The organism is Flavobacterium daemonense, from assembly GCF_007341385.1.
Taxonomy (GTDB): domain Bacteria; phylum Bacteroidota; class Bacteroidia; order Flavobacteriales; family Flavobacteriaceae; genus Flavobacterium; species Flavobacterium daemonense.
In genome coordinates, this window is record NZ_VJYD01000008.1 from 1 (window position 1) to 20,994 (window position 20,994).

Annotated in this window: 19 protein-coding genes; 6 read left to right on the top strand and 13 right to left on the bottom strand. The window is 33.3% G+C overall.

What is annotated here, in order from left to right; all coding sequences use genetic code 11:
* Window positions 1-246 precede the first annotated feature (246 nt).
* Entirely contained in the window at window positions 247-1,887 is a 1,641-nt protein-coding gene (gene pafA / locus FND99_RS11560) for an alkaline phosphatase PafA (protein ID WP_144338129.1), read from the top strand.
* Between the two features lie 127 nt (window positions 1,888-2,014).
* On the opposite strand, the gene ald is transcribed toward pafA, so the two are convergent.
* Window positions 2,015-3,133: an alanine dehydrogenase gene (gene ald / locus FND99_RS11565; RefSeq protein WP_144338130.1), complete on the bottom strand. Its 1,119-nt coding sequence runs from the start codon at window positions 3,131-3,133 to the stop codon at window positions 2,015-2,017.
* A gap of 200 nt (window positions 3,134-3,333) precedes the next feature.
* Here ald and FND99_RS11570 point away from each other — a divergent pair, with 200 nt between their 5' ends.
* A complete protein-coding gene (locus tag FND99_RS11570) occupies window positions 3,334-3,792 on the top strand; it encodes an Lrp/AsnC family transcriptional regulator (RefSeq protein ID WP_026727933.1) in 459 nt (152 codons plus the stop codon).
* 61 nt (window positions 3,793-3,853) lie between these two features.
* Here FND99_RS11570 and FND99_RS11575 read toward each other — a convergent pair whose 3' ends face one another.
* Window positions 3,854-5,302 carry a glyceraldehyde-3-phosphate dehydrogenase gene (locus FND99_RS11575; RefSeq protein ID WP_144338131.1) on the bottom strand — a complete coding sequence of 483 codons (1,449 nt, stop codon included), beginning with the start codon at window positions 5,300-5,302 and terminating at the stop codon, window positions 3,854-3,856.
* A 212-nt stretch (window positions 5,303-5,514) separates the two neighbouring features.
* A complete protein-coding gene (locus tag FND99_RS11580) occupies window positions 5,515-6,915 on the bottom strand; it encodes a Do family serine endopeptidase (RefSeq protein WP_144338132.1) in 1,401 nt (466 codons plus the stop codon).
* Window positions 6,916-7,063: 148 nt separating this feature from the next.
* Here FND99_RS11580 and dapF point away from each other — a divergent pair, with 148 nt between their 5' ends.
* The 4 genes from dapF to FND99_RS11600 all read left to right on the top strand — a co-directional run bounded on the left by dapF (window position 7,064) and on the right by FND99_RS11600 (window position 10,689).
* Window positions 7,064-7,846 (top strand): diaminopimelate epimerase, encoded by a 783-nt coding sequence (gene dapF, locus FND99_RS11585; protein WP_144338133.1) that lies wholly within the window; start codon window positions 7,064-7,066, stop codon window positions 7,844-7,846.
* Window positions 7,847-7,936: 90 nt separating this feature from the next.
* A complete protein-coding gene (locus FND99_RS11590) occupies window positions 7,937-8,470 on the top strand; it encodes a GNAT family N-acetyltransferase (protein WP_144338134.1) in 534 nt (177 codons plus the stop codon).
* 10 nt (window positions 8,471-8,480) lie between these two features.
* The gene (gene mltG, locus FND99_RS11595; RefSeq protein WP_144338135.1) at window positions 8,481-9,521 is read left to right on the top strand and encodes an endolytic transglycosylase MltG; all 1,041 of its coding nucleotides are present in this window, start codon (window positions 8,481-8,483) and stop codon (window positions 9,519-9,521) included.
* Between the two features lie 526 nt (window positions 9,522-10,047).
* Complete coding sequence (locus FND99_RS11600; RefSeq protein WP_144338136.1) at window positions 10,048-10,689, top strand: peptidoglycan-binding protein LysM; 642 nt, start codon at window positions 10,048-10,050, stop codon at window positions 10,687-10,689.
* A gap of 50 nt (window positions 10,690-10,739) precedes the next feature.
* On the opposite strand, the gene scpA is transcribed toward FND99_RS11600, so the two are convergent.
* The 10 genes from scpA to dnaA form a co-directional block, all read right to left on the bottom strand.
* Window positions 10,740-12,881: a methylmalonyl-CoA mutase gene (gene scpA / locus FND99_RS11605; RefSeq protein ID WP_162615551.1), complete on the bottom strand. Its 2,142-nt coding sequence runs from the start codon at window positions 12,879-12,881 to the stop codon at window positions 10,740-10,742.
* A gap of 44 nt (window positions 12,882-12,925) precedes the next feature.
* Complete coding sequence (locus FND99_RS11610) at window positions 12,926-14,287, bottom strand: methylmalonyl-CoA mutase subunit beta (RefSeq protein ID WP_144338137.1); 1,362 nt, start codon at window positions 14,285-14,287, stop codon at window positions 12,926-12,928.
* Between the two features lie 17 nt (window positions 14,288-14,304).
* Window positions 14,305-14,637 (bottom strand): FtsB family cell division protein, encoded by a 333-nt coding sequence (locus FND99_RS11615; protein WP_144338138.1) that lies wholly within the window; start codon window positions 14,635-14,637, stop codon window positions 14,305-14,307.
* Window positions 14,638-14,796: 159 nt separating this feature from the next.
* A complete protein-coding gene (gene udk, locus FND99_RS11620) occupies window positions 14,797-15,405 on the bottom strand; it encodes a uridine kinase (protein WP_144338139.1) in 609 nt (202 codons plus the stop codon).
* Window positions 15,406-15,669: 264 nt separating this feature from the next.
* Window positions 15,670-16,551, bottom strand: coding sequence for an SDR family oxidoreductase (locus tag FND99_RS11625; protein WP_053474060.1), 882 nt, complete (start codon window positions 16,549-16,551; stop codon window positions 15,670-15,672).
* A 74-nt stretch (window positions 16,552-16,625) separates the two neighbouring features.
* Window positions 16,626-17,753: a methionine aminotransferase gene (locus tag FND99_RS11630; protein WP_144338140.1), complete on the bottom strand. Its 1,128-nt coding sequence runs from the start codon at window positions 17,751-17,753 to the stop codon at window positions 16,626-16,628.
* 33 nt (window positions 17,754-17,786) lie between these two features.
* Window positions 17,787-18,233, bottom strand: coding sequence for an energy transducer TonB (locus FND99_RS11635; RefSeq protein WP_144338141.1), 447 nt, complete (start codon window positions 18,231-18,233; stop codon window positions 17,787-17,789).
* Window positions 18,234-18,253: 20 nt separating this feature from the next.
* On the bottom strand, window positions 18,254-18,967 hold the full coding sequence (locus FND99_RS11640) for an SAM-dependent methyltransferase (RefSeq protein WP_144338142.1): 714 nt from the start codon (window positions 18,965-18,967) through the stop codon (window positions 18,254-18,256).
* A gap of 66 nt (window positions 18,968-19,033) precedes the next feature.
* Window positions 19,034-19,501, bottom strand: a complete 468-nt coding sequence (locus FND99_RS11645) for a low molecular weight protein-tyrosine-phosphatase (RefSeq protein ID WP_144338143.1) — start codon at window positions 19,499-19,501, stop codon at window positions 19,034-19,036.
* 9 nt (window positions 19,502-19,510) lie between these two features.
* A complete protein-coding gene (dnaA, locus tag FND99_RS11650) occupies window positions 19,511-20,938 on the bottom strand; it encodes a chromosomal replication initiator protein DnaA (protein ID WP_026727948.1) in 1,428 nt (475 codons plus the stop codon).
* Between the last annotated feature and the right edge of the window lie 56 nt (window positions 20,939-20,994).

Genomic DNA, 20,994 nt, shown 5'->3' on the forward strand with positions numbered 1-20,994 from the left:
TTTTGTGGGAGAGTATGTCGTCGCCTTTCTTTTGAGAATCCTCATCATTCACTTGATGAGGATTTTTTTTGTTTTTATGGATATTTTATTCTTGCTACTTTTGCAGGAATTGAAAGGCTTATATGTACCCATATTCATCTGTATAATCTGTTAAATTAAAGTCAATTTTAGGTTTTAAAGTTAAGGGAGCTAGCCTTTTTGACTACTAATCCCTATTTTTGTTTTTTTAAATATTATAATATAAGTATGAAAAAAACTATTGTATTGTTGACATTGTTTGTTATCGTAAATTTAAATGCTCAACAGCGTCCTAAGTTAGTTGTTGGTATTGTTGTGGATCAGATGAAAATGGAATATTTATATCGTTTTTCTGATGACTTTACGCAAAATGGCTTCAAGAGATTAATGAATGAAGGATTTACTTTTCAGAATATGCATTATAATTATATGCCAACTTATACTGCACCGGGTCATGCTTCAATTTACACAGGTACAACGCCAGCAACTCATGGTATTGTAGGTAATGAATGGTTCAGCAGAACTTTAGGCAAAGAAATGTATTGTACAGATGATGCAGGTGTAAAAACTGTTGGTGATGGAACTGCTGAAGAAGGTGCAATGTCTCCAAGAAATCTTCAGAGTACTACTATTACCGACGAAGTTAGAATGGCGACTAATTTTCAAGGTAAAGTTATCGGAATGAGTCTTAAAGATCGTGGCGCAATCTTACCTGCTGGGCATTTTGCTAATTGGGCTTTTTGGTACAGTAAAACAGGTTCGTTTATTTCCAGCACTTTTTATGGGGAAAAATTGCCAGAATGGGTAACTGAGTTCAATAACGAAAAAAACTACTTGAAATATATTAATAAAGGTTGGGATTTATATAAGCCAGCTTCTGTTTATAATGAAAGTCTTCCTGATAATAATCCGTATGAAGGTAAGTTATACGGAAGTGCTACTCCAGTTTTTCCTTATGATTTAAAAAGCATGTATGAGAAAAATGATGCAGGAATTTTAAGATCTACTCCATTTGGTAATGATCTTTTAGCTGAATTCGCTAAAAAAGCTATCGAAAAGGAAAATCTTGGTAAAGATGATATTACAGATTTTTTGACGGTAAGTTTTTCTTCAACGGACTATGTTGGACATTTACTTGGACCACGTTCAATGGAACTTCAAGATACATATTTGAGATTAGATCAAACTATTGCTGACTTTTTAGAATATTTAGACAAAACTGTTGGTAAAGGAAATTATTTATTGTTTTTAACAGCTGATCACGCCGGTGCTGAGAATGTAATTTATCTGAAAGATCATAAGTACAACGTTGATAATTATCCATCAAAGGACGTGCGTAAAAGTCTTCAGGATTTTTCAGTTAAAACATTTGGTGTTGATTTAGTATTGAATTATTCTAATTTTAATCTTTTCTTTAATAAACAAATTATACAAGATAAAGGCTTAGAATTGTCAAAAGTAAAACAAGCTTTTAAAGATTTTTTAATTGCGCAACCTCAAGTTAAAAAGGTGTATACAGAAGAAGAAATTTTAGCTAACGGAGGAAATGATTATTACTTAAATTTTGTTGCAAAAGGTTATGATGTAACGCAAGATGGTGATATGATTATAATAGATAAAGCTGGTAATATTGAATATTCGACGACAGGTACATCACATGGGACACCTTATAGTTATGATACTCATGTGCCTGCTATATTTTTTGGATGGCATATTAAAAGAGGAGAATCGTATGACAAAAAAGCAATAACAGAAATTGCTCCAACTGTTGCACAAAAAATCAAAGTTGCTTTCCCTAATGGAACTGAAGCTAAGGTATTGCAGGAAGTTTTAGATGAGAAAAAAGAAGTTTTGAGTACAAAAAAATAATTCAGAATAATTACAAAATAAAAAGCCAGTCAAATTGACTGGCTTTTTATTTTGTAAAAAAAATGACTTTTCAATTAAGAAAAGCCATTTAGATAGTGTTTAGTAAGCACTAGTTTTAATGTTAGCACTATGCGTTTGCTAACACTAATTCTTCGTTATAAGGAAGATTCCAAGCTTCAGCAACTCCTTTGTAAAGGATTTTTCCATTCGCTACGTTTAATCCTTTTCTTAATTCTTCGTTTTCTGCACATGCTTTTTCCCATCCTTTATTTGCTAATTGTACAGCATATGGTAAAGTTGCATTAGTTAAAGCTAAAGTAGATGTGTAAGGAACTGCTCCTGGCATGTTTGCTACACAGTAGTGAACAATATCATCAATAATAAAAGTTGGATTTTCGTGTGTTGTTGGAGTACAAGTTTCTATACAACCACCTTGATCAACCGCAACGTCAACAACAACTGCTCCTGGACGCATTAGTTTAAGCATATCACGAGTAATTAAGTGAGGTGCTTTTGCTCCTGGAATTAAAACAGCGCCAACAACTAAATCAGCATCTTTAATTGCTCTAGTGATATTATAATGATTTGACATTTCTGTATTTACGTTTGCTGGCATAATATCGTCTAATTGACGTAAACGTGGCAAACTTAAATCCATTATAGTAACTTGAGCTCCTAGACCTGCAGCCATTTTAGCTGCTTGAGTTCCAACGATACCTCCACCTAAAACCAATACTTTTGCTGGTGGAACACCTGGAACACCACCTAAAAGAATTCCTCTTCCTTTTAATGGTTTTTCAAGATATTTTGCTCCTTGTTGAATAGCCATACGACCTGCAACTTCAGACATTGGAACTAATAAAGGCAAACTACGATCTGTTTTTTCTACAGTTTCATAAGCTAAACATACAGCTCCTTTTTCAAGCATTGCATGAGTTAATTCTTCTGATGAAGCAAAGTGGAAATAAGTGAAAAGTAATTGATCTTTTTTGATTAAAGGATATTCAGATGCAATTGGCTCTTTTACTTTAATGATCATTTCTGCAATAGCATAAACTTCTTCAATAGTTCCTAAAACTACCGCACCTGCAGTTGTATACTCGTCATCACTAAATCCGCTTCCTAAACCTGCAGTTGATTGTACATAAACAACGTGTCCGTGTTTTTTCATTTCAGAAACACCAGCTGGAGTTAATGCTACACGATTTTCATTGTTTTTAATTTCTTTTGGAACACCTATTATCATATTGTTATATTTTTTTGTTTTTCTTGAATTTGTTTTACAAAGTTACTAGTAGAGAATATATTATTGATTATAGACTCATAAATAAGAAAATATTATTTTATTTTATACTTTTACAGAAATATTTTCTGTTTGAAAGCATCTGAGTTTCTCAAAAAAGAAAAAATAACTAATTTTTATTAATTAAAGAAAACGTTTTCGTTATGGTTTTAGATGATATTGACAAAAAAATCTTACGTCTTTTGCAGGAAAATGCACATTATACTCTAAAAGACATAGCAAACAAAATAAATTTGTCTCTCACACCTGTTCATGACCGGGTTAAACGTCTTGAAAAAGAAGGTGTTATAGAGAAATATGTATCTATTTTAAACAAGAAAAAATTGGGCAATAATCTAACTGTTTATTGTCAAGTTACTTTAACCAAACAAACTTATGATACTTCTGAAGGATTTAATCAAGCTATTTTAGAAATGCCCGAAGTTGTAGAGTGCAATTATGTTTCTGGAAACTTTGATTACATGCTAAAAATTATCATTCCAGACATGGAAAGCTATCATCATTTTCATCAAAAGAAATTATCTGTTTTGCCTGAAGTTTCTTTAATAAATACAGTTTTTGTGATTTCCGAAGTAAAAAGTACAACCGTTCTTCCCATTTAATAAATAAAAAACCACCAAGTAAACTTGATGGTTTTTAGAAATGGTTGGTTTTGGTTTTATATTAATAGTATGTAAATCGTCTTACTTTTGCAATGTATTTTGCAAGACGAATTACCTGATGGCTGTAGCCATATTCATTATCGTACCAAATGTAGAGCACAATATTTTTCCCATCTTTTGAAACAATTGTAGCATTACTATCATAAATTGCCGGAGCAGAAGTTCCCACAATGTCAGATGAAACTAATTCATTGTTCAAAGAATATTTGATTTGCTCAACAAGTTCGCCTTCAAGAGCATATTTTTTCATGATTTTATTTATTCCTAAAATCGTAGTTGCCTTTTTTACTTCTAAATTCAAAACCACTAATGAACCATTCGGAACCGGAACACGAATAGCATTCGAAGTCAATTTTCCTTCTAATGAAGGTAAAGCTTTTGCAACAGCACTTCCTGCGCCAGTTTCTGTAATAACCATATTTAATGCAGCAGCTCTTCCACGACGGTATTTTCGGTGCATATTATCAACCAGATTTTGGTCGTTTGTATAAGCATGAATGGTTTCCAAATGTCCTTTTACAACACCAACTGTATCTTCAATAGCTTTTAAAACTGGGGTAATGGCATTTGTAGTGCATGAAGCTGCAGAAAAAATATTGATTTCATCTGGATTAAAATCATTATGGTTTACGCCATGAACAATATTTGGGACCCCTTTTCCAGGAGCAGTAAGTAAAACTTTGCTAGCTCCGTTTGAGGTTAAATGTCTTTTTAGTGCTTCTTCTGTGGTAAATGCTCCAGTATTGTCAATTACAAGGGCATCATTGATTCCATATATAGTATAATCAATTTCTTCAGGTGTATTTGCAGTTATAACATGAACAGTTGTTCCGTTAATTATTAAAGCGTTATTTTTTGGATCTGCCGTAACTGATCCTTGAAAATCTCCGTGAATTGAATCATAACGCAAAAGAGAAGCTCTTTTCTCTAAACTTGATGCATCATTTTTATCACGTGTCACAATTGCTCTCAAACGCAATTGATTTCCTTTTCCGGTTTTAGACATTAATTCCCTCGCTAATAAACGTCCAATTCTTCCAAAACCATATAAAACAACATCTTTTGGCTGAATTTCTTCTGAAGATTTTGCTTTCTTTAGTTTGTCCATTACAAAGTATCTTGCATCTGGATATTTTTCATCTTCTAAGCGATATTCGTAAGTCAGTTTGCCTAAATCTATTTTTGCAGGTGGCAAATCTAACGATAAAACAACTTTTGCGATTTCAACCGAATCAAAAATGGTAATTGGCTTGCCAACAAATTCACCTGCATATTGATGCAAATTGATTATATCGCTGACATTTTTGTCCAATAATTGGTTTTTAAATAAAACCATTTCGATGGATTTGTCATACCATAAATCACTTATAACTTTGATTAATTCGACACCAGCTCTTCTTCGGTCGACTTGTAATGATACCTCTTTTTGGTACAAGGATTTTTTGCTCATAATTGACTAAATTGAAAAAATAAAATGCTCACTATTTTAAAATTTGGCGCAAAAGTATCCATTTCAATCGATTTCGTAAACTATTTTAGCATTTATTTTCGAAAATAAAAAAGCCACCTTAAATTTTTTTAAGATGGCTTTTTTTGAGTTTTCAGTTGGAGTCACAGTTTTCACTTTTAAAAAGAAACTGAAAACGAAACTGAAAAGTGTGATTAAATAATAATTCTAAATCTCTCTCCGTTTCTGTTTATCATTTCGATTCGGACACTTTGGCCTTCATCTTTTTTGCTCAAAAGTTTAGAAACAGTTTCAACATTTGTTGCTTTGACATTATCAATGCTCAAGATAATATTTCCTTGCAATTCATCTTGATATTGCATTAAATTCTCATTTGTGATGTTTTTGATTTTAACGCCATAATCAATTCTGAATCTCTTTTTATCGGAAGCATCGATATTTTCGAGTTCGATTCCTTTAAATTCAGCGCTGTAAAATTCATTTTTACTTAACGTTACAGGAACTGTTTTTGTTTTTCCGTCTTTGATGTAAGTGACTTTTACAACATCATTTGGTCTTTTTGTATTGATATATCCAGAAAGATCGGCATATGTTGAAATGTTTTGATCATCTAATTTTACAATAATATCGCCTTTCATAAGTCCTGCTTTTTCTGCTCCAGAATTTTTAGATACTCTATTGATGTAAAAACCTTGCGTTTCAGTAACTCCTAATTCTTTTGAAGCAGTACTGTTCAATTCACCACCTTCGACACCAAGAATTCCTCTTTGAACATTTCCGAATTCCATGATATCTTCAATAATTTTTCGGGCAATATTGGATGGAACTGCAAAAGAATATCCAACATAAGAACCTGTCATAGATGAAATCATTGTATTGATTCCAATTAATTCTCCACGGGTATTTACTAACGCTCCACCGCTATTTCCTGGGTTTACTGCGGCATCAGTTTGAATAAAAGATTGGATACCACTTTGATCTAAATTTCTGGCTTTCGCCGAAACAATTCCCGCTGTAACAGTCGAAGTCAAGTTATAAGGATTACCTACGGCCAAAACCCATTCGCCTACTTTCACAGAATCTGAATTGGCAAAAGCAGTGTATGGAAGTTTTTCATCGGCATCAATTTTTAATAGCGCGATGTCCATTTTAGAATCGGTACCAATAAGTTTTGCCTTATATGATTTTTTATTGTTCAGCGTAATTTCAATTTCTGAAGCATCTTTGATCACGTGATTGTTTGTCACAATATATCCATCTTCGGAAATAATAACTCCAGAACCAGTTCCAACTTGTTCTTGCTGTTGTCCTCCGCCATAACCATAGAAAAATTCCAGCATCGGATTATTTACTGTTCTACGCGAGACATTTTTTACGTGAACGACAGTATGAATTGTCTTATCGGCAGCAGCTGTAAAATCAACTGTTTCGGCTGATAATGCGACATTTCTGCCAAATGAATCGGGGGCTTGAGTAACAACAGAATTTTCTCTTCCAAAAAAAGAATTGCCGCCATCAAATAATAATTTGTACGCACCAAGTGTAGTAGCACCACTTAGCAATGACACTAAAAATAAGGTTGAAAATCTTTTCATAATTACAATTTATGTTTAAGTTACTAACGTAAAATTAAAGCAAAAAATTATTTGAAAAAACGCTTTAACGCTCTTTAACAATGATTAACATTTCATTAATTAATCTTCGCAGTTTCTTCGTACTTTTGTATTTCTTAACCACTAAAAAATGCAAATAGAATTTTATAAATATCAAGGTACAGGGAACGATTTTGTGATGATTGATAATTGTTCTAATTTTTTTCCAAAAGAAGATATTCAGTTAATTGAACGTTTGTGCGACAGACGATTTGGTATCGGCGCAGACGGACTTATTTTACTCGAAAATGACTCAGAAACTGATTTCAGAATGGTTTATTATAACTCTGACGGAAATGAAAGTTCAATGTGCGGTAACGGCGGACGTTGTCTTGTAGCTTTTGCTAATCAGCTAGGTGTAATTAAAGATAAAACAACCTTTATTGCGACAGATGGTTTGCATCATGCTTCAGTAGGAAATGATGCTATTGTTTCATTGCAAATGATTGATGTTGATGAAATTCAAAAACACGTTTCACATACTTTTTTAAATACAGGTTCTCCGCATCATGTTCAAATAGTTGAAAATTTAAAAGAATATAATGTAAAAGAAAACGGAGCGGCAATTCGCTACGGAGCATTATATGGCGAAAAAGGAAGCAACATTAATTTTGTTAAAAAAATTGATGAAGATACTTTTTCACTTCGAACTTACGAAAGAGGAGTTGAAGACGAAACCCTTGCTTGCGGAACGGGAGCAACTGCAGTCGCTATCGCTATGAACGCAATTGGACAAACCGATAAAACTTCGATTAATTTAAATGTTGAAGGCGGAAAACTAGTTGTTTCATTTGATAAATTAGGGGAGCATTTTTCGAATGTTTTCTTGACAGGACCAGCAAAATTTGTTTTTAAGGGAACAATAGAAATATAATTAATAATGTCAGTTTGAGTGAAGTCGTAGAGAAATTCCAAATTTAAAATCGACAATATACAATCTGAACTCTAAAATCTAAAATTATTAATGATCACACTCAAAGGCGAAAATATTTATCTGCGTGCATTAGAACCTAATGATTTAGAGTTCGTGTACAAAATGGAAAATGATCAAAGCATTTGGGAAGTCAGCAATACTAATACACCTTACAGCAGATATTTAATTAGGCAGTATCTTGAAAATGCACAGCAGGATATTTATGAGGCAAAGCAATTACGTTTGGCTATTTGCCAAGATGAAGATTTTCCGGCAATCGGATTGATTGATTTATTTGAATTTGATCCCAAAAATAATAGAGCTGGTATTGGAATTGTGATTAAAAATAAAGAATTTAGAAACCAAAATATTGGTTCTGAGGCACTAGAGTTGCTAATAAAATACTCTTTTCACAATTTAAATCTGCATCAGCTTTATGCAAATATTAATGTAGGAAATGTAGCTAGTATAGCACTTTTTACTAAATTTGGTTTTGAGAAAATAGGAATTAAAAAAGATTGGATTTTGCTGAATAACCACTATCAAGATGAAGCAATTTTTCAGTTAATTAACAAACAAATTTAAAATTTAAACTTTGAGCTTAAAAAAAATTATCACGATAGTAGCTGTAGCCGTAATTTCAGTTTTAATGATTTACGGATTTATTTTAATTAATAAAATTTTCAGCTCGAATACCAAATTTGAAAAAGAAGAGCTTTACGTTTATGTGCCAACTGGCGCAAATTATACAGACGTAAAAAAGATACTAGAGCCATATGTCAAAAACTTTGATAATTTTGAAATGGTTGCCAATAAAAGAAGTTATCCTGAAAATGTAAAATCAGGACGCTTTTTGCTTAAAAAAGGGATGAATAATATTGATTTAGTTCGCGCCATGCGTTCAAATGTTCCTGTAAAATTAGCTTTTAATAATCAAGAGCGTTTGGAAAATTTTGCTGGAAGAGTTGGTTCTGAAATCGAAGCAGACAGTTTGTCTTTATTGAAAGCGATTAAAGATTCTACTTTTATGGCTCAAAATGGTTTCAATGAAGACAATGTTTTTGCAATGTTTATTCCAAATACGTATGAAATTTATTGGAACACTTCTGCAGAGAAATTCCGCGATAAAATGATCAAAGAATATCATAAATTTTGGACAGATGAAAGAATCGCAAAAGCAAAAAAACAAGGACTTACTCCGGTTCAAGCCACAATTCTGGCTTCTATAGTTCATAAAGAATCTGTAAAGAAAGATGAAAGACCGCGTATTGCCGGTGTTTATTTAAACCGTTTGCGTTTAGATATGCCACTTCAGGCAGATCCAACTGTTATTTATGCTTTGAAATTGAGAGATAATAATTTTGACCAAGTTATAAAAAGAGTATTTTATAACGATTTGGTTATGAGATCTCCATATAATACTTATGTAAATACCGGATTACCTCCAGGGCCAATCGCAATGCCTGATATTACGGCTCTTGAAGCAGTTTTAAATCCGGAGAAAAACGATTACATCTATTTCTGTGCAAGTGTTGACCGTTTTGGTTATCATGAATTTGCATCTACTTTAGCGGAACATAATGTAAATGCAAAAAAATATTCAGATTGGATTGCCAGCCAAGGCGTTACGAGATAATATTTTTTATTATATAAATTATTGAACCGAAGTAAATTTACTTCGGTTTTTTTGTAGATAAAATTTACTTGATAATTGAGAAAATACTATCATTATTTTTCTTTCGCATTTAAAAGTTAACTCAAATTTGATGTTTTGGTGATTTTCAAAACTGTTTTTTTATTCGAAAAACCTAAAAAACATTCAATTTTTAGGTTTTTTACTACAAAATTATTTCGAATATTTTCCATTTAAAATTATATTCAGGCTAAAAAAGAGTGATTTTTGTAAGCTTTATCTTTGTTTTTTAACTATTTTGATAAAAAAATGATAAAAATGACATTTTTTTGCTTTTAATTTTCTTTGTTTTTTAGCGAATTTTGACTTAGGCGAAAAAGCTCGTAAACTGCATGAGCAAAGGAATTAAACGGTATTTTTGATTTTTATATTTTATGTAAATACCTGATTTACAGTATTGTTTTGTATTTGTTATCTTTGCACTGTAGAAATTTCAAGAGGGTGACAGCGTCTTGAAGAAAAACAATTTATGATAAAGAAATGGTATTTTTATGCGAGTTTAGTCGTTATTATTACATTTTTAAGTTTGGGTTTTAGGCCCTTCAATCTAGAAACCAAAAGATGGTTTCTCACCGAAACAACAGATGGAGCCGAATACATTTTTCCATCACAAGAAAAGGATGATTATCCTAATTTAAACTTCCCATACACAGGAAATCATTTTATAGGTTTTAAAGAAGCAGTAGCTTTCAAAGAATCTCAAGGAAAGTACCGCTTAGTTAATTCACTTGGTTATATGGGAAAATACCAGTTTGGTTCTGAAGCTCTAAGAGCTATTGGTATAAAAAACAACAAAGCCTTTTTAAAGGATCCTGCATTACAAGAAAAAGCTTTCATTGCATTATTGTCTAAAAACAAATGGATTTTGCGCTATGAAATCGAAAAGTACGAAGGAAAAGTAATTAATGGTATTGAGATTACCGAATCTGGAATTTTAGCCGCGGCACACCTTGGTGGAGCTGGTTCAGTTAAAAACTTCTTTAAAAATAAGGGAAATAGACATTTTAGAGATGCTTATGGAACTTCTTTAAGAAGCTATATGAAAGATTTTGGAGGTTATGATCTTTCTTATATTGAAGCGGATAGCAACGCCACAATACACAAGATCTAAAAAAAAAGCATAAAAAATCCCGAATATTACTTCGGGATTTTTTATGCTTTTTAGTCAATTAATATTTCTAATATTTGAATTGCGGCTTCGCTTATTTTTGTTCCTGGACCAAAAACAGCAACTGCACCTGCATCAAATAAATATTGATAGTCCTGCGCCGGAATTACGCCGCCTACAATGACCATAATATCCTCTCGACCGTGCTTTTTTAATTCTTCAATAACTTGCGGAACTAAAGTTTTATGTCCAGCAGCTAATGAAGAAACACCAAGAATGTGAACGTCATTTTCAACTGCTTGTTTCGCTGCTTCTGCAGGAGTTTGAAAAAGCGGCCCTATATCAACGTCAAAACCAACATCGGCATAACCTGTTGCCACTACCTTTGCGCCGCGATCGTGACCGTCTTGCCCCATTTTGGCAATCATAATTCTTGGGCGTCTTCCTTCTTGTTTTGCAAAAGCATCAGCTAATTGCTTTGCTTTTTCAAAATGTTCGTCATTTTTTATTGCTGCACTATACACACCGCTAAAGGATTTAATTTGCGCTTTAAATCGTCCAAAGACACTTTCCAGAGCATCGCTTATTTCACCTAAAGTTGCTCTTTCACGAGCAGCTTCAGTAGCGATTTCTAATAAGTTTCCTTCTCCCGTTTTGGCGCAATGAATTAATTTTTCCAGTGATTGATTTACTTTCTCAGTATTTCGTTTTGCTTTTATTTCTGTAAGACGTTCAATTTGCTGTTTTCGAACCATTTGGTTGTCAACATCTAAAATATGAAGCGGATCTTCTTTTTCTAATCTGTATTTATTAACGCCAACAATAATGTCTTGTCCGCTATCAATTCTAGCTTGTTTTCTTGCAGCAGCTTCTTCAATTCGAAGTTTCGGAATTCCGGCTTCAATTGCTTTTGTCATTCCGCCTAATTCTTCAACTTCTTCAATTAATTTCCAAGTGCTTTCTAGAATTTCATTTGTCAACGATTCAACATAATAACTGCCTCCCCAAGGATCAACGGTTTTAGTGATTTTAGTTTCTTCTTGAAGATAAATTTGCGTATTTCTTGCAATTCTGGCCGAAAAGTCAGTTGGTAAAGCAATTGCTTCATCTAAAGCATTGGTATGAAGAGATTGCGTTCCACCAAAAGCGGCCGCAGTGGCTTCAATACAAGTTCTGGCGACATTATTAAACGGATCTTGTTCGGTTAAACTCCAGCCACTGGTTTGGCAATGTGTACGCAATGCTAATGATTTATCGCTTTTCGGATTAAATTGTTGAATCAGTTTTGCCCAAATCATTCTTCCGGCTCTCATTTTTGCAATTTCCATAAAATGATTCATTCCAATTGCCCAAAAGAAAGATAAGCGTGGAGCAAATTCATCAATCGTCATTCCTGTTGATAGACCTGTTCTAATATATTCTAAACCATCTGCTAAAGTATAGGCCAATTCAATATCAGCCGTTGCTCCGGCTTCCTGCATGTGATAACCTGAAATTGAGATGGAATTGAATTTCGGCATTTTTTTGCTCGTAAATTCAAAAATATCAGCAATAATTTTCATTGAAGGCGTTGGCGGATAAATATAAGTATTACGCACCATAAACTCCTTCAAAATATCATTTTGAATAGTTCCCGATAATTTTTCGATTGCAACGCCTTGTTCTTCTGCCGCAACAATATAAAATGCCATAATAGGTAAAACGGCGCCATTCATGGTCATTGAAACCGACATTTCATCAAGTGGAATCTGATCAAATAATACTTTCATATCTTCAACCGAATCGATTGCAACGCCTGCTTTTCCAACATCACCAACCACGCGTTCATGATCTGAATCATAACCACGGTGTGTAGGCAAATCAAAAGCAATAGAAAGTCCTTTTTGACCTGCGGCAAGATTTCTTCTGTAAAAAGCATTGCTCTCTTCTGCAGTCGAAAATCCGGCGTACTGGCGAATTGTCCAAGGACGACGAACATACATTGTTGCATATGGTCCGCGCAAGTTTGGAGCAAAGCCAGCTCCGAAATCCAGAAACTCTAAATCTTCTATATCCTTTTCAGAATAGTTTTTTTTGAGTTCGATTCCTTCGGCTGTAATGAAGTTATGAGTTATGAGTTTTGAGTTATGAGTTTGTTCACTTAACTCATGACTTTTAACTTCTAACTTAATATGTTTAAGGTCTTTTCTCATCATGGAGACACTTTCTTTGGTGTGAATATAATTACGTTTAAAAAGGATTATTCAAGCTCAAGTCTTTCTTGTTCCAATTTTTCAGCTAATCTTTTTTCTATTATTGGCGTAATTAAAGTTTTTCTTGGTTTTATTTTTACAAAGGGAAACAATTCCAAATCCTGTTTCATCCTGTCTTCTTTGTTTGGATATTTATTGGTGCCTAACAAAATTTCCTTTTTAGAGTCGAATAATTCTTGCTCTTTGGTAGCGCTTTCTTGAATTTTCTTTTTTATTGTTCCGTCATTCAAAAGCTTTAAGAAACCTCCTTCGGCTTCGATATCTTTAAATAATTTTAGACTTTTTTCTGCCAATTGCATTGTTAGACTTTCAATGTAGTAACTTCCATCAGCTGGATTATCGACTTTATCAAAATAGCTTTCATGTTTTAAAACTAAAAGCTGATTTCTAGCAATTCGATCGCCAAATTCATTGTCTTTATGATATAATGCATCGTAAGGTAAGTTTGCAACAGCATCGGCTCCGCCTAAAATTGCCGACATACATTCGGTCGTCGTGCGAAGCATATTTACATTATAATCGTAAATTGTTTTGTTTCGTTTGGTTGGTGTAACTAGAAAATGACAATCTAAATCTGGATTATATTCGGCAGCGATTAATTTGAAAAGCATTCGCAAAGCACGAAGTTTTGCAATTTCAAAAAAGTAATTTGTTCCAACAGATATCTGAAAAACTATTGGTTTTGCCAAAGTCGGAAAACGATTCAAATATTCATTGGCATGTGCTAAACTATAGGCGATTTGCTGTGTAATATTAGCTCCAGAATTTTGATACAAACCTAAATCCACACTTAAGAAAGGCAGATTGGTTTGATTCGAAATTTTTTCAAGCGTTTCAAAATTGTTTTTATCCGATGTTGTAAACCAATTTCCGTCACGCGCTAATTGCCCGATTGGATCTAAATTACAATAAAATATTGCTTTTTTCTGAGCAGAAGTTACGTCCAGTTTTTTTACGAAATCGATTGAGAGAAAACTTAAATGAAAATAAACCGTTCTGTTTTCTAAAGGAAGATTTTCTAGTAATTTTTGAACATCAGTGTTTTCGTTTTGAATTGTAAAACGCAAACTTTCAGCACCTCTTTCAATGGTGTTAATTGCTTTTTTAATCGATTTTTCGATGTCAAAAACAAATATATTTTGGCAGATTTTAAAATTAGAAGACTGAGTTTCAACAGAAGCGCCTTTTGTAAATTCATCAATATGATAAAAAGGCTTTACCTGAATGTCTTCTGGAGAATTCCAAATTACAGTTTGGTTATAGTCGGCTCCATCCAATTCAAACTGAATTTTTTGTTTCCATTGTTTGGATGAAATCGGATTAAAATCTTCGAATAGGTTAGTGGCCATTGGGTATTTTTTCTGAATTATTCTTTATCTTGAATAGTGTCTCCTTCAAAGTGGATGATGTAAATATCTTCGCTGTCTTTTTTCATAAAGTACTTTTCGCGAGCATATTTTTCTATTTGTTCAGGATTTTTAAGTTGTTTTATCTGTTCTTGATCTTTTCTTATTTCTTCCTGATAATATCTTTTATTGTCTTGTAATTCATTGATTTGACCGTCTAGAAAGCGATGATCAAAATAAGAATAATTGTCTAAAAACAGCATCCAAATACAAAAAAACAGCAAAACCCAAACGTATTTGTTTCCTAGGTATTTGAACCATTTTTTGTCTTTATATGGATTTTTGAATTTCATTTTTAAACGAATTTTTCTTTTGAATACGATTGGTCTTTTCTAGCCCCGATAGTAGTGAAAATCCTTTTGTGTCTCGTTTTTTTCTAACGAGACACAAAAGATTGTAACGTATAGCGGGAAATAGCTCCTAACTTTTATGGTTTAAATTTACAATAAAAATTATGAAATTCGCTGATTAATTACGGCGCGAACTACATCAATTGCTACGGTATTGTATTTGTCGTTCGGGATAATAATGTCTGCAAAAGCCTTTGATGGCTCGATAAATTGCTCATGCATAGGTTTTAAAGTTGTTTGATAACGGTTTAAAACTTCGTCAATATCACGTCCGCGTTCTGAAATATCTCTTTTTAAACGACGAATTAATCTTTCGTCCGAATCTGCGTGAACATAGATTTTAATGTCAAACATATCACGAAGTTCAGGATTTGTCAAAATCAAAATTCCTTCAACAATCATTACTTTTCTAGGATGCGTCGAAACTGTATCGTCTGTTCTGTTGTGCTGAATAAATGAATATACCGGCTGATCAATTGTCTCACCAGCTTTTAACGCTTTTAAGTGTTTTACCAATAATTCAAAATCGATAGCGCGCGGGTGATCAAAATTGATTAATGCTCTTTCGTCAAAAGATAAATTATCGGTTTGTTTGTAATACGAATCCTGAGAAATTACGCCAACTTCTGTGTCTGGTAATTCGTTCATGATTTGGTGTACTACTGTTGTTTTTCCACTTCCTGTTCCTCCTGCAAGTCCAATAATGAGCATAAAATTTTTGTTTGATATTTGTTTGACAAAATTAATAATTAAAGTGAATTTCTAAACATATAATTTAATTTAACCATATAAGTAATGTAAGTAAATTTAAGCTATAAAATGTTTATGCGATGCAGTACTTAACTGAGCTTATATCACTTATATGGTTAAAAATATGGTGAAAAACATAAAAAAAATCCCGAAAGTAAACCTTCGGGATTTCGTGCAATCAGTATAGTTTTTAAAAAATATTCTGAATTTAGTAAGCACTTGTAATTATTTATTCTTTTTTGCTTTTATCATCATTTCAAGCTGATCCCAAAGTTCTTCTGGAATTGCTTCAAGTAAGTTAAATTGTCCTGCACCTTTCAACCATTCACCTCCGTCAATTGTAATCACATCACCATTTACATAAGCTGAAAAATCAGAAACTAAATAAGCAGCTAAATTTGCCAATTCTTGGTGATCTCCCACGCGTTTTAAAGGTACTTTTTTTGCCATATCGAACTTTTCAGAAAGATCTCCAGGCAATAATCGGTCCCAAGCTCCTTTTGTTGGGAATGGTCCTGGTGCAATGGCATTCGAACGAATTCCGTATTTTGCCCATTCTACAGCAAGACTTCTTGTCATGGCCAAAACTCCTGCTTTTGCAGTCGCACTTGGCACAACATAAGCTGAACCTGTCCAAGCATAAGTCGTTACAATATTTAAAATCGTTGCCGATGTTTGTTTTGTGTCGATCCAGTGTTTCCCAAAAGCAAGCGTACAGTTTTTAGAACCTTTAAGTACGATATCTATCACAGTATCAAAAGCATTTGCAGATAAACGTTCTGTTGGCGAAATAAAATTTCCGGCAGCGTTATTTAAAAGAACATCTACTTTTCCAAAAACTTTTAAAGTTTCTTGAAGCATATTTTCTACTTCTTCATAATGACGAACGTCACATTGAAGTGGCAAACATTTTCCGCCAGTTTCACTTTCAAGTTCTGCAGCAGTAGTTTTCAGTTTTTCTAAATCTCTTGAAGTAATCGCTACCTGAGCGCCTAATTCTAAGAAATATTTGGTCATTGCTTTTCCCAAACCGCTTCCGCCGCCTGTAACTACAATAACTTTGCCTTTTAAGGCGTCATCGCGCAGCATTTTATCTGTATAGCTCATACTTTTCTTTTTTTACAATATTAATTAAAAAAATAGGATGCACGCATAATAATGTTATAAAATTTTGATAAACTTTATATATCGCACAGTTTTTTTGCGGCAGCTTCTAAGGTGAAATTGTCTTTGGCGAAACAAAAACGAATCAGTTTTTGATCTTTATGATCGGAATAAAAAGTAGAAATTGGTATTGCAGCAACACCGTGATTAATGATTAGATTTTTGCAGAAAGTCACGTCGTCTTCATCAGAAATATTGGCATAAGAAGCCACTTGAAAATAAGTTCCTTCACAGGGTTTCAATTCGAAGCGACTGTTTTGAAGCAGTTTTTGGAAATAATCTCGTTTTTCTTGATAGAACTTTCCAAGCAAATTGACATCAACAACATCTAAATATTCGTTGATCGCAAATTGTGAAATACTATTCACGCTGAAAACCAAAAATTGATGCACTTTTTTGATTTCTTTCATTAAATATTCTGGTGCAATCGTATAGCCAATTTTCCACCCCGTAATATGAAATGATTTCCCGAAAGAAGAAACCATAATACATCGGTCTAAAAGAAAGCTTTTTGTGTGTGCCGAAATATGTTTTTCTTCAAAAGTGATGTATTCATAGACTTCATCGGACAAAACTAAAAGATCTGGATATTTTGAAAGGATTTTTTCTAGTTGAAGAAAATCGGCTTCATTCAATATTTTTCCTGTTGGATTATGCGGATTATTAATGATGATCATTCGGCTTTTCGCTGAACAGGCTTTTTTGATGGTGTCCCAATTTGGCGTATAATCGTCATTTAAGGCAACTCGAACAGGTTTTGCATTACAAAGTAAAACTGGTGACTCATACGAATCATAACTTGGATCTAGAATAATTACTTCATCATTTTCTTTTACTAAAGCTAAAATCGAAGTGAAAATTCCTTGTGTTGCTCCGGCTGTAACCAAAAGTTCTAATTCAGGATTAATTGTTCTGTTATAAGAATCGTGAATCAGTTTTGCAATTTTGCTCATCAACGGCGGATAACCAGCCATTGGTGTATATTGGTGTACGTTTTCTTTTGATAATCTGGCAACAATATCCGTCAATCTTTCGTCAACAGGAAAATTTGGAAATCCCTGCGAAAGATTGATAGCATTATATTCGGCTGCCATTTTAGACATTACCGTAAAAATGCTTGTCGTTATGTTTGGGAGTTTACTCATAATAAAGTTTGATTTGGGGTAACTTGTGAGTAATTAATTCGAAGGAATATTTATGTACAATGGAGCAGAATAAAGAACTCTTACTAATTTATTGTTCTGTTTTCCTGGTTTCCATTTCGGAGATAGTTGCAAAACACGGATCGCTTCAGAACCTGTTTCATACCCAATATCTCTTAATATTTTAATTCCGCTTAAAGAACCATCTTTTTCAATAATAAAAGTGGTGTAAATTTTACCTTTTAAACCGTCTTTTGGAATTTTGAAATTCTTTTCAATAAATTTATTAAATTCCTGTACACCGCCTGGAAACTCAGGTTTTTCATCTAATCCTGCAGTATTATAAATAGTGTTTTCTTCAGAAGTACTTGCTTGAGAAGTATCTATAGTAAGAGCTTCATGTGTTTCTTTTGCAGGAAATATTTTTTGGGAAAAAATGTTTTGTGCCGAACAAATTAAAACAAAGAGAATAAGTTTTTTCATAAGGTGGTTTAAAGGTTAGTTTACATTTTATGAATAATAAAAATCGTAGGGCGTTTATCAATATCAATTTTTAATTTTTTCCAATCCGTAATTTTCATTGTTTTTATGAATTCTGTTGGCAAAGTTATGTCAGTAGCAATACACAAATGTGTTGACGGATTTAAAATCTGCAAAAGATCTTCGATCAGTTTGTTGTTTCTGTATGGCGTTTCAATAAAAATCTGCGATTGGTTTTTGTCCTGAGATAATCGCTCAAAATGTCTCAATGCCGATTTTTTCTCGTCTTTATCGATTGGCAAATAGCCATTAAAAGTAAAGCTTTGGCCATTCATTCCAGAAGCCATCATAGCTAATAGGATAGAAGAAGGTCCAACTAACGGAACAACTTGAATTCCTTTTTCATGTGCCAGTTTTACAATTACAGCTCCGGGATCAGCAACGCCAGGGCAACCGGCTTCGCTCATTAATCCCATATTTTTTCCTTCTAATAAAGGTTTTATGAAGTCTAAATGTTCACTTGGTTCGGTGCGTTTATTCAAAGTAAAAAGCACCAATTCCGATTGTTTTTTCTCAGGATAAACTGCTTTTATGGATTTTCTAGCCGTTTTATCGTTTTCAACAATATAGTGATCTATAAGTTCGATACTTCTTTTTACAGTTTGCGGTAACACATCCATTGGATCGCTTTCGCCCATTGTAGTTGGAATTAAATATAATTTTCCTAGAAGTTTCATTGTGTATTATTTTAAATTAAAAAAGAAAATGTACTTCAATTATTTTGTAAATAACTGAAATACAAGTTATGAATGTTTTTCGATAAGTTTATTTGCGATTATTTCAGCAGCTTCATCCAACATTTTGTAAACATTGTCAAATCCATTTGCTGATCCGTAATAGGGGTCTGGAACATCAACATTTTCATTTGGAAATATTTCATTCAGAATAAGATTGACTTTGTTTTTGTGTTCAGGGGTTTTTGCAAGATGAATGACATCGCGAAAATTTGAGTTGTCCATTACATAGATATAATCAAATTCATCAAAATCAGAAGATTTAAATTGTCTTCCTTTTTGATTGCCAATACTTAAACCATTTTTTTGAGCCACCGCAATTGAGCGTTTGTCTGGTGCGTGCCCCACATGCCAAGATCCAGTTCCGGCTGAATCGACAATAAATTTGTCTGCGGGTAATTTAGATGCTAAAATTCCTTCGGCTAAAGGAGATCTGCAGATATTCCCCAAACAAACCATTAAAACTTTTACTGGCATGATTCGCGTTTATAGCGTTAATTTCTTATTGATGTCTTCGACAAATTTTTTGAATTGTTTGTCTGTAGAAACTAAATTGTCAACAGTTTTACATGCGTGCAAAACGGTAGCGTGGTCGCGGTCTCCAATTTGTGAACCAATATTTGCCAAAGATGCTTTAGTGAATTTCTTTGCGAAAAACATGGCCAATTGTCTCGCTTGAACAACATGCCTCTTTCTGGTTTTAGATTGAAGTGTTTCAATATCTAATTGGAAATAATCTGAAACGATTTTTTGAATATAATCGATAGAGATTTCTCTCTTTACGTTTTTAACAAATTTCTCAACTACACTTTTCGCTAGTTCAATTGTAACTTCTTTTTTGTTGAAAGAAGATTGAGCGATTAACGAAATAATAGCACCTTCAAGTTCACGAACGTTAGTTTTGATATTGCGGGCAACATACTCCAAAATATCTTCTGGCATATCCACACCATCTCGGTATAAAATATTTTTCAAAATCGAGATACGCGTTTCATAATCAGGTTGATGCAATTCTGCAGACAATCCCCATTTAAAACGAGACAATAAACGTTGTTCAATATCCTGCATGTCAACAGGCGCTTTGTCTGAAGTTAAAATTACCTGCTTTCCGTTTTGGTGCAAATAATTGAAAATGTGGAAAAATACGTCCTGAGTTCCTGATTTTCCAGATAAAAACTGAACATCATCAATGATTAAAACGTCGATTAATTGGTAAAAGTGAATAAAATCATTACGATTGTTCTTTTTAACCGAATCGATATATTGTTGTGTGAAAATCTCGGCAGAAATATATAAAACCGTTTTTTCAGGATATTTATCTTTTACTTCAACTCCAATAGCGTGCGCTAAGTGTGTTTTTCCTAAACCAACTCCTCCAAAAATCAACAACGGATTAAATGAAGTTCCTCCAGGTTTGTTGGCAACAGCCATACCTGCAGAACGAGCCAAACGGTTAGAATCTCCTTCAAGGAAATTGTCAAAGCTATAATTAGGGTTTAATTGAGATTCAATTTTTAAATTTCTGATACCAGGAATTACAAACGGATTCTTTAGTTCAGGATTTAAGTTTTTAAACGGAGCATCAACCTCTTGCGGTTTCATTGGCACTCTATTGGAACTTGGCAGCTGCTCGGTAAACGGCTGTTTATTTCCATAAGTGTTTTCCATTTTGATTTTATAGAGTAACTTTGCGTTTTTTCCCAGTTCTTTGGTAAGCGCAACTTTCAATAATTTTACGTAATGTTCTTCTAGCCATTCGTAGAAAAATTTACTAGGTACCTGAATGTATAATGCGTTGTCGGTTAGCTCAACTGATTTGATTGGTTCGAACCAAGTTTTATATGCTTGATCTTGAATATTGTCTTTTATAAAGGACAAACAGTTTTCCCATACCGATTGAGCAGTTTTAGTCATAGATTCAGATAAGTTTTTTATTATTGATAAAGATTCTCCTAATAAAAAAGGAGCAA

Bases quoted from the DNA above. Each gene is read 5' to 3' on its own strand.
- pafA (WP_144338129.1), top strand. From the start codon at position 247: ATGAAAAAAACTATTGTATTGTTGACATTGTTTGTTATCGTAAATTTA.
- ald (WP_144338130.1), bottom strand. From the start codon at position 3,133: ATGATAATAGGTGTTCCAAAAGAAATTAAAAACAATGAAAATCGTGTA.
- FND99_RS11570 (WP_026727933.1), top strand. From the start codon at position 3,334: ATGGTTTTAGATGATATTGACAAAAAAATCTTACGTCTTTTGCAGGAA.
- FND99_RS11575 (WP_144338131.1), bottom strand. From the start codon at position 5,302: ATGAGCAAAAAATCCTTGTACCAAAAAGAGGTATCATTACAAGTCGAC.
- FND99_RS11580 (WP_144338132.1), bottom strand. From the start codon at position 6,915: ATGAAAAGATTTTCAACCTTATTTTTAGTGTCATTGCTAAGTGGTGCT.
- dapF (WP_144338133.1), top strand. From the start codon at position 7,064: ATGCAAATAGAATTTTATAAATATCAAGGTACAGGGAACGATTTTGTG.
- FND99_RS11590 (WP_144338134.1), top strand. From the start codon at position 7,937: ATGATCACACTCAAAGGCGAAAATATTTATCTGCGTGCATTAGAACCT.
- FND99_RS11600 (WP_144338136.1), top strand. From the start codon at position 10,048: ATGATAAAGAAATGGTATTTTTATGCGAGTTTAGTCGTTATTATTACA.
- scpA (WP_162615551.1), bottom strand. From the start codon at position 12,881: ATGATGAGAAAAGACCTTAAACATATTAAGTTAGAAGTTAAAAGTCAT.
- FND99_RS11610 (WP_144338137.1), bottom strand. From the start codon at position 14,287: ATGGCCACTAACCTATTCGAAGATTTTAATCCGATTTCATCCAAACAA.
- FND99_RS11615 (WP_144338138.1), bottom strand. From the start codon at position 14,637: ATGAAATTCAAAAATCCATATAAAGACAAAAAATGGTTCAAATACCTA.
- udk (WP_144338139.1), bottom strand. From the start codon at position 15,405: ATGCTCATTATTGGACTTGCAGGAGGAACAGGAAGTGGAAAAACAACA.
- FND99_RS11625 (WP_053474060.1), bottom strand. From the start codon at position 16,551: ATGAGCTATACAGATAAAATGCTGCGCGATGACGCCTTAAAAGGCAAA.
- FND99_RS11630 (WP_144338140.1), bottom strand. From the start codon at position 17,753: ATGAGTAAACTCCCAAACATAACGACAAGCATTTTTACGGTAATGTCT.
- FND99_RS11635 (WP_144338141.1), bottom strand. From the start codon at position 18,233: ATGAAAAAACTTATTCTCTTTGTTTTAATTTGTTCGGCACAAAACATT.
- FND99_RS11640 (WP_144338142.1), bottom strand. From the start codon at position 18,967: ATGAAACTTCTAGGAAAATTATATTTAATTCCAACTACAATGGGCGAA.
- FND99_RS11645 (WP_144338143.1), bottom strand. From the start codon at position 19,501: ATGCCAGTAAAAGTTTTAATGGTTTGTTTGGGGAATATCTGCAGATCT.
- dnaA (WP_026727948.1), bottom strand. From the start codon at position 20,938: ATGACTAAAACTGCTCAATCGGTATGGGAAAACTGTTTGTCCTTTATA.